The organism is Treponema sp. R80B11-R83G3, assembly GCF_054786115.1.
The window spans coordinates 1-1,325 of record NZ_BDHF01000223.1 but is presented as its reverse complement, the minus strand read 5'-3'; the positions used below and the strand labels follow the sequence as shown (position 1 = coordinate 1,325).

Genomic DNA, 1,325 nt, shown 5'->3' with positions numbered 1-1,325 from the left:
ATATGAAATCAATAAATAAATTATTAATTATCTTAGCGTTAAGCATAACAATCAGCGCATGTAACACCACTAAGCGCCCAATAGTCGAGGATTTTACGGTAAATATGAACTCGCCGCAAGTTGCAATCGGAGAAGTGGAAATGCAATTTGATACGCTAATGGGATTGGGCAATTTAAAAAAGCAAACTGTTTCCGTATTATATTTTCCAAAAGAAGATGTCGTTTGCCTGAAATACATTTATGAATATTACACGTATCATCAATTTTGGAACAGAAGAGGAAGGCTTTATTTTATAAACGCCCTGCAAAAATATAACGAGGATTACACCGCGCGTGATCTGCAAAAAGATAACAAAAAGTCACGGCGTAAATACGGTATTGTACGAGGCTATCTGGTTTGGCAGATGTTTAGTTTCAGCGTACAGGCGTACGCCAATATGAATGTGGAATTAGGTTATTTTTTTAAGGATAAATCGCCGTATTTTACGGTATTTCAGCGCACCGCCGAATATTTAGACGATAAGTCAAGAGACAGTAACAGATCAAGTTCGAATATAACAATGTATTTTACAAGAGCGCAAGCTGCGGAATTATCAGCATTGTTTGAACAATACATAATGCCGGGCGAAATGCCGGGCGAATACCAGGAGCCTTATATTCCGGCGAAAGAAACCGACCCTAACAAAGACGCATACTAAAGTTTTTATAAACTTAATTTCCTAAAAACTATACTCGACTATTTTGCCAAGTAGGGTTAAAATAAAACATGATACAAAAAGAAGAACTACAGCAATGTACGGTCCTAATCGATGAATGTCGAAGAGAGATGGCACGGCGGATTTCCGGGCAGAGGGAAATGATTGACGGGCTTTTAACGGCCCTTGTCGCGGGCGGGCATATTCTGCTGGAAGGCGTGCCGGGGCTTGCTAAAACTCTCGCCGTTAAAAGCCTCGCGGAAATTACAGGCCTTGAATTTAAACGTATTCAATTTACCCCCGACCTTTTACCGGCGGACTTAACAGGGACGATGATCTGGGAACAGGCAAACGGCAGATTCTCAGTCCGCCGAGGCCCTGTTTTTGCCAATGTAATTCTGGCGGACGAAATTAACCGCGCACCCGCAAAAGTGCAGTCCGCTCTTCTTGAAGCAATGGAAGAAAAACAAGTAACAATCGGCGAAGAAACCCACCCCCTGCCCGATCCGTTTTTTGTCCTTGCGACGGAAAACCCCATCGAACACGAAGGCACTTATTCCCTGCCGGAAGCCGAGCTTGACCGTTTTTTAATGAAACTGCTTGTTTTCTATCCTCAGCCTGTCGAAGAAT

Annotated in this window: 2 protein-coding genes; both read left to right on the top strand. The window is 42.6% G+C overall.

What is annotated here, in order from left to right; genetic code table 11:
* Positions 1-698, top strand: a 698-nt coding sequence (locus tag ACYVRH_RS12815; RefSeq protein WP_461257287.1) for a hypothetical protein, incomplete at its 5' end; no start/stop codon positions are given.
* A gap of 68 nt (positions 699-766) precedes the next feature.
* Positions 767-1,325, top strand: a 559-nt coding sequence (locus ACYVRH_RS12810) for an AAA family ATPase (RefSeq protein WP_461257286.1), incomplete at its 3' end; no start/stop codon positions are given.